Genomic DNA, 6,410 nt, shown 5'->3' with positions numbered 1-6,410 from the left:
ACCCTAATGACCCCCACATCCGAGCTTTGCCGAACTCAAATCCACTAATTCGGCTTACTCGCTCAGTATAAGATTCCAGAGCGCCAATACCGGCGAAGAACGTCATTCCTATATATAAGCCGCCGACAACCGCGCCAGCCAGCGTATTGACCCGTAATAAAGGGGCATAAACATAAATAAAAAAAGGGCCACTGATCAGCAGCAAAATACCAATGGCCCATAAAAGATGTTTTTTCAGCCCTAACTTATCTTGCACCACTCCATATATCGGTTGAGCACACAATGCCGTTAAGGCGATAGCCGAAAAAGTTGCACCCGTTTCTGTTCCTTTTAGCCCTACATATTGATTGAGCCAGATAGAGAACAAAGAGAAGGCCGACGACCAGGTAAAAAAGAACGTAAACAATAAGCCACTTAAAATCAGATATTGATTGCGGGCAGAATGTCTCATGGCGATGTCCTGTTGGAGATTTACGTCTATTGTTAACGTTAACTTTTAATTTTGAGAAGAGCGACTGGATTGAATATGTGATGTTAATCTCTAATGTTAACGTTAACAAGTGTTTTATGTGATGTATTTCACGAAAATAAACTACTCAGAAGGGAGTTGTATATTACCAAGGAAAGAGGGTTTGCTAATTATCTATCAACTACAAAAAGTGCCTAAAATGGCGGGTTGAATAGGGTTTCATCGTCATAATGGTAAAAAGCTCATTTTGATCCATGAATTTTTATAAGTTTTGCGTTATCGTCATTGTATGAAGCGTATTCAATATCATCGCCAGTCTGATAAGGTTTATTGGCTTAAATACTATAAGGAGGAAAAGTGCTGCTGGATAAAATCTTACTGCTTGCCATTATGGTTTTATTATCACTTTTTGTCTGGATGTTCTTCTCACCCTATCATATGTATTCAACAGCTTATGAATTCCTGGAGTTGTTTGGTTTCAACGAGGGATACAACAGCTTAGGTTTTAGTTTACCCGCAGAAACAGCAAATTGACTGATAAAAAACAGGTGCCACACTGTGCACCTGTTGATTTAATTAACTCTTGGTTTCACTCTACCAGTAACTTTATTCTGATTGCCTTGTTTCTGGCTGTTCTTTGGGCGGTAACACCGAGTAACTGGCAACAATCGCCGTAAGAATGATAAATAAGTGACCTTCTGAAGAGTCCAGTAAAAAGGAGTTAAACAGATGACAAGCCAGATAACCACTAAGCAAAGCAATCAACACATTTCTAATGTGGGTAGGCAAACGCCAAGCCGAGCGGAAAAAGCACCACATCCATCCCAAGAATAAAGCTAAACCGACAATTCCTGACTGAACGGTCTGCATCAGATATTCATTATGTGGGTTGATGCTATAAAAACCGGCCTCATTATTTTTGTACCAAAAACCTCCGGCACCATGCCCTAGAATAGGTGCTTTCTCTATCAGCTTGATCGACTCAAGCGCGAATGCAGTCCGTAACCCCATTGAAGAGTCACATGACTCATCCGCACTGCCCTCACTCACCGTCAGGCAAGATTGAATCTCAGTCACACCTTTCTGCAACCGATCAACCGCCCGGTTTGGTACTATGAGCACAATAACCCCGATGACCAAGGCACAAACAACCATTCCTAAGCGCTGGCGGGTTGATAGCGATAATAGCCCCCATACCCCAAACGTTGCCGCTAACGCAACATAACCCGTTCTGCCCTGCACCATAAACACAATATTATAGACAGCCAAACACACTAACAGGGCATAGCCCCAACGTTTAAGCCCTTGGTTTTTGAATGCCAGTGAAAGCCATATCACTGCTGCCAGTGCCATAAAGAAGTTATGTGTAATTTGTAGTTTAAATACAGATGGATTCAGTGGATCAATATGACCTAGCGGCATATGCAAGACCCCTACCCACAAACTCGCCGCCAGAATAACGGCATTTGCCAATAAAAACCCTTTGGCAAAATAACCGACTAATGTGCGAGAAAGGACAAAAAACATAGCTAATGGCAGGATATACAGCAACTTAGAATACTTACTGACCATCACCTTGCCGTACAGATTGTGATGCCAGAGCAAAGAGATCGCCAGTAATACCACCATGAGGGCAGGTAGCCAAATCAGCGGATTTTTTGCCAAAACTTTCACATAGCGGGTATCTCGGCTCAACAGCAAACAGATGACGGCCAATACCATCGACAAGTTCATTATAAAATTAGAAGTGGGTAGACCAATACCTAGTAGAAATGCAGTTGCACAAGAGAACATGCCAACATATCGATGCGCCGGTGGTGAACCAGGCAAAGAAGCAGGAGAAATCATAAGTCACTCACTTCAGATGAATAAACAATAGAGGCTGCCTGACTTGGGTTAACCAAGTGTCGCAGCCTCAAGCGATGACATCGCCAACTCGTTGATAATAGTTAGCGATGGGATATTTTACCCGGTATTTCGTTATGCCGCGAGTGAACGGAACAGATAACGGAACCACCATAGTGGTCGCCACCACACCTTACGCGCAGGTACTGTCGGTGGACGTGAATGCACTTTTTTGATTTCCCAATTAAAGTTAAGGAAAATTCTGCTGTGGCCATATTCTGCACCAAAGCGGGCAATTTCACTTTTCTTCCGGTCATCAATCGGCGCGTTATACGTCAAGTCACGATCCAGTGAATGGTAGCTTTTCTTCCTATCAACATTACGTTCAATGCATCGATATTTCTTTGGCAGATAACGCGGTGTAGTACCGTGATCTTTATGGAATTTTACAAAACGATAATCTTCCGAACCATAGTGGCCAGCGAACTCTTCGTCGTAACCATAAAGCCTAAAGAAACGTGCTCTGGACATGAAGAACAAATTAGGATGACCACGATAGGCTTTCCCTGTTTCTTCATCTGTACGGTAAATACGATACAGTGAACGCCCAGGATTACCAGCATTAACCAGATAGCGCATCGTGTCTTCAGGCAGCAGGCAATCTAAATCAGTGATGATAATCTTATCTGATTTTGCATAAGTCACCCCAAGATTACGGGAGCCTGCCTGATTCCACTGGATATCTGTGGTGATTCTCAACCACGTGAAATTCAAATCGTAATCTTTTACTTCATACTCTAATGGTGAGCAATCATCGACGATGACAAATTCTACAGCATCCTTAATATCGTCAGGATAAGATTCATATTCCTTCAACAAGGACTCTACCGAATCCATATTCCCCTGATTACAATAAAAATGAGTTACATAAGTCAGTTTGATGTGCTGCTTATCTAACGGATGCCGTGCTTTAACGATTTCTACATCCTTTGTCACAATATAAGCCTCTGTTTTAAGAGAGAAAATAAAAATAAATTTTTATAATTTCTTGGAAACTAATGATTAAATCAACTCAATGCGAGTAGAAAGCAGATATATGCCGAATAACTTTGCGGTAAAGGATAAAGAGTTAACCTGATCAGTCAAATATTTTCTTCACATTATTGTGTCAACGATGACTGGATATGAGTAACAAATGACTGATCATTTTAGTTTTTCATCTTTGAAGACTGAATAACAACACCACCAGCAGGACGTGATTATTTTGGAGCAGCGTTTTGCAGAAGAGTTGAAACGGGTACTAAAAACTCACGGAAGCCGAAGCCCCCGTGAGATATGACATCAACAGCAGAATTACATGTGGTCAATAATGGCGTTGCCAAATTCACTGCATTTCAACAGTTTAGCGCCATCCATCAGACGTTCGAAATCGTAAGTCACGGTCTTGGCCTGAATTGCGCCTTCGGTGCCTTTGATAATTAAATCAGCCGCTTCGAACCAGCCCATGTGACGCAGCAGTAGATAGACCAAAAGCCAGTAACCACATGATTAATAAATGGTTGCTGGCTTTTCTATTCATAAAAACCGTCAAAAAATGATGCTTCTAACCCCTTGATTATCAAGCAAAGAAAAATAGTTTTGCAGAATGACTTTTCAACCGAAAAAGAATTCATTACTGTATATACAAACAGTAATAAAAATTGAGAGGCATCATGGCTAGAAATCCAAAAGACGAAATTAGCGGAATGCGGGAACTGACTTCTTTTAATACCGAGCATAGCGCCTTTGGTAAGTTCATAATCATGCGCTCATCCTTCACGGACACCCTAACTGGGTTTAGGCACATTGAGCCAGAGGTTTACCCAGACCAACAAGTCATGATTCGTTTAGATGCCGCCAAGAAGCTTATCCGCGAACTACAGCGGCGCGTGGATTATATCGAATCAGGTATTGAGGATATCAATGCCAAAACCCGCTATCACAGTTGAGGGAATAATCATGCTACGTATCGAAGTGACCGTTGATAAAACCAAGAAATTACCCGCCGGCGCTCTATCAGCACTGGCCATCGAATTTAATGATCGCGTAAAGCGTCGCTATCCAGATGCGGAAGCCACAATAAGATTGGCAGGTATGGACGGGTTAACTGTATTCGGTGGGTCGCCTGACGACAAAGAAGTGATTCAGGAGATTTTGCAGGAAACGTGGGAAAGTGCTGACGATTGGTTTCAGGCTTAACCCCTCATACAACGCCGGTTACCTACCGGCTACTCCCTCCCTGATATATCCCCAGTATTTGTGTTACAACTTATTCGATCTATGATGCTTAAGAAACATTAAAGGCTTAGAGATTGGTATTTCCGATTACTCAGCTAACCCACGGCTAACCAACTGATATCCCCATATCTCAAGGAGGAGTAATGAAAGAGTATGTAATCCCTACAGTCTTAGTCGCTGTGAGCGTAGTCAGCCTTTCGCTTGTAGCGGTGAGTATGCTCGATCTGCTAGGCGATGGGCTGAACATTAGCGGCGTGTGTATTGATAATCTTCATATTTACCGGAAGCACTGCTAGCCCATAGAGGGGTGGATAGTTAACAATATGCTGTACTAAAACACAGTCTGTGGATAACTTATCAACAAATATTTTCAATTTCTATTGACATTTTAGTTTTCCACTTAAATTCATGTTGACGGGATGGTCAATTTAAAGTACATTTATCTCACCAGCCTAGCCCCGTTCGTAGACAATTGTTAATATCTACATAACGGCTCTAGGCTATTTTTTTTGGAAAAAAAATGAAAAAAGCCGCTGTATTAATTGACGCTGGATTTTTTATGCAGCGTGTGCATGCTACGCATAGGAAGCACTTCAAAGAGAACGAATTAACAGCCCAGCATATAATGAAAATAGTATGGGCAATGGTTCTCTCTCACATTAATCCCAAGAGATCATCTCAAGATAGGAAAGAGCCATTGGAGCTCTACCGTATTTATTTCTACGATTGTCCGCCTCTTGATATCCAAACCAGGACGCCGCTCCCTTCCGACCCTGAACATAAAACAACTTCAAGAAAGAATTTTAAACTTGAGCCAAACTATATTTTGAGGTCAGCGCTTCATGAAGAGCTGAGAAAAAGCAGAAAAACTGCGTTGCGACTAGGGACTCTCGTTGATAATAAAAGATGGCAGTTAACTACCTACGCCTTAGAGCAATTAATTAAAGGCACAAAAAAGTGGGATGAGTTAACCAATAATGATTTTTATTACGACATAAAGCAAAAGCAGGTTGATATTAAATTAGGCATGGATATAACCACTTTAGCTTATGAAAAATTGGTGGATGTTATTATCCTTGTTGCTGGTGACTCTGATTTTGTCCCAGCAGCAAAGCATGCCAGAATTAAGGGGATTGATTTTATCCTTGACCCATTGCGTCAAGTTGTTACGCCATCGCTTTCTGAGCATATTGATGGCGTTCAATCCTATAGCCTTATATCTGGAATGTCTGATGCTTTACAAACCGATCCAAATCCAGCTCCAGACTGGTGGAATGAAAGAAAAGCAAAGAAAAAGCCAGCAGCTAATGATGGGAAATTCGCAGGCAGACAGCAGCAAAGAAATAAGCGGCCAAACCCTCGGCCCCAGCAGTAGCTACACCTAACCCGGCCCCGCTGCCGGGTTTTTTGTGCCTGTAACTTGCTATGTTGCAAAATACGATAATAATTGAATTACCAACACTAGGGATTACAAATACATAATCGAATTACCATCCTTGCCCACCGCCTCGAGTGGGCTTTTTTGTGCCTGATGGTATGAATAGACCGGGCAATTAAGCCCGGCTTTGTATTTTATAAACCTGATAAATCTCAACGATCGTTTTAAACGATCAATCTTTCATTATTGATCTGTGTAATCAATTTGAATGTTTACTGATCAACTCATAACCTATCGCCACCCCACCAAAGGACACATACTCATGAAATGGAACATTATCTCTGGAAGTGAAAAGAGCTTTACTGGCGCACCTGAGTGGGCCTCAAAGAAAGTAATAATTGACGGCGATATGATGTGGTGGGATGGCGTTTCAAGACTTGA

7 protein-coding genes and 2 pseudogenes are annotated in these 6,410 nt (G+C 41.9%); 5 read left to right on the top strand and 4 right to left on the bottom strand.

Going from position 1 to position 6,410, the window contains the following annotated elements; all coding sequences use genetic code 11:
* The coding region (locus HUZ92_RS20585; protein ID WP_174846886.1) for an MFS transporter at positions 1 to 451 on the bottom strand (451 nt) is incomplete at its 3' end.
* A gap of 375 nt (positions 452 to 826) precedes the next feature.
* Between HUZ92_RS20585 and HUZ92_RS20580 the strand changes: the two genes are divergently transcribed.
* On the top strand, positions 827 to 1,003 hold the full coding sequence (locus tag HUZ92_RS20580; RefSeq protein WP_164908301.1) for a hypothetical protein: 177 nt from the start codon (positions 827 to 829) through the stop codon (positions 1,001 to 1,003).
* 72 nt (positions 1,004 to 1,075) lie between these two features.
* Here HUZ92_RS20580 and HUZ92_RS20575 read toward each other — a convergent pair whose 3' ends face one another.
* The 3 genes and pseudogenes from HUZ92_RS20575 to HUZ92_RS20565 all read right to left on the bottom strand — a co-directional run.
* Positions 1,076 to 2,299: an O-antigen ligase family protein gene (locus tag HUZ92_RS20575; protein ID WP_072086497.1), complete on the bottom strand. Its 1,224-nt coding sequence runs from the start codon at positions 2,297 to 2,299 to the stop codon at positions 1,076 to 1,078.
* A gap of 150 nt (positions 2,300 to 2,449) precedes the next feature.
* Positions 2,450 to 3,310, bottom strand: a complete 861-nt coding sequence (locus tag HUZ92_RS20570; protein ID WP_050097302.1) for a glycosyltransferase family A protein — start codon at positions 3,308 to 3,310, stop codon at positions 2,450 to 2,452.
* Positions 3,311 to 3,667: 357 nt separating this feature from the next.
* Positions 3,668 to 3,835, bottom strand: a pseudogene (locus tag HUZ92_RS20565) (NADP-dependent isocitrate dehydrogenase); the annotation flags it as partial.
* A 191-nt stretch (positions 3,836 to 4,026) separates the two neighbouring features.
* Here HUZ92_RS20565 and HUZ92_RS20560 point away from each other — a divergent pair.
* The 4 genes and pseudogenes from HUZ92_RS20560 to HUZ92_RS20935 all read left to right on the top strand — a co-directional run bounded on the left by HUZ92_RS20560 (position 4,027) and on the right by HUZ92_RS20935 (position 5,966).
* A complete protein-coding gene (locus tag HUZ92_RS20560; RefSeq protein WP_235897006.1) occupies positions 4,027 to 4,302 on the top strand; it encodes a hypothetical protein in 276 nt (91 codons plus the stop codon).
* A gap of 10 nt (positions 4,303 to 4,312) precedes the next feature.
* Positions 4,313 to 4,552 (top strand): DinI-like family protein, encoded by a 240-nt coding sequence (locus HUZ92_RS20555; protein WP_145580042.1) that lies wholly within the window; start codon positions 4,313 to 4,315, stop codon positions 4,550 to 4,552.
* Between the two features lie 559 nt (positions 4,553 to 5,111).
* Positions 5,112 to 5,468 (top strand): annotated as a pseudogene (locus HUZ92_RS20940) (hypothetical protein); the annotation flags it as partial.
* Positions 5,466 to 5,966 carry an NYN domain-containing protein gene (locus HUZ92_RS20935; protein WP_268967052.1) on the top strand — a complete coding sequence of 167 codons (501 nt, stop codon included), beginning with the start codon at positions 5,466 to 5,468 and terminating at the stop codon, positions 5,964 to 5,966. The pseudogene HUZ92_RS20940 and the gene HUZ92_RS20935, both read left to right, overlap by 3 nt.
* The last annotated feature ends 444 nt before the right edge of the window (positions 5,967 to 6,410 follow it).

Source organism: Yersinia vastinensis (assembly GCF_902726565.1).
Classification (GTDB): Bacteria; Pseudomonadota; Gammaproteobacteria; order Enterobacterales; family Enterobacteriaceae; genus Yersinia; species Yersinia vastinensis.
The sequence above is the reverse complement of the archived record's forward strand: the minus strand, read 5'-3'. Positions and strand labels throughout refer to the sequence as shown.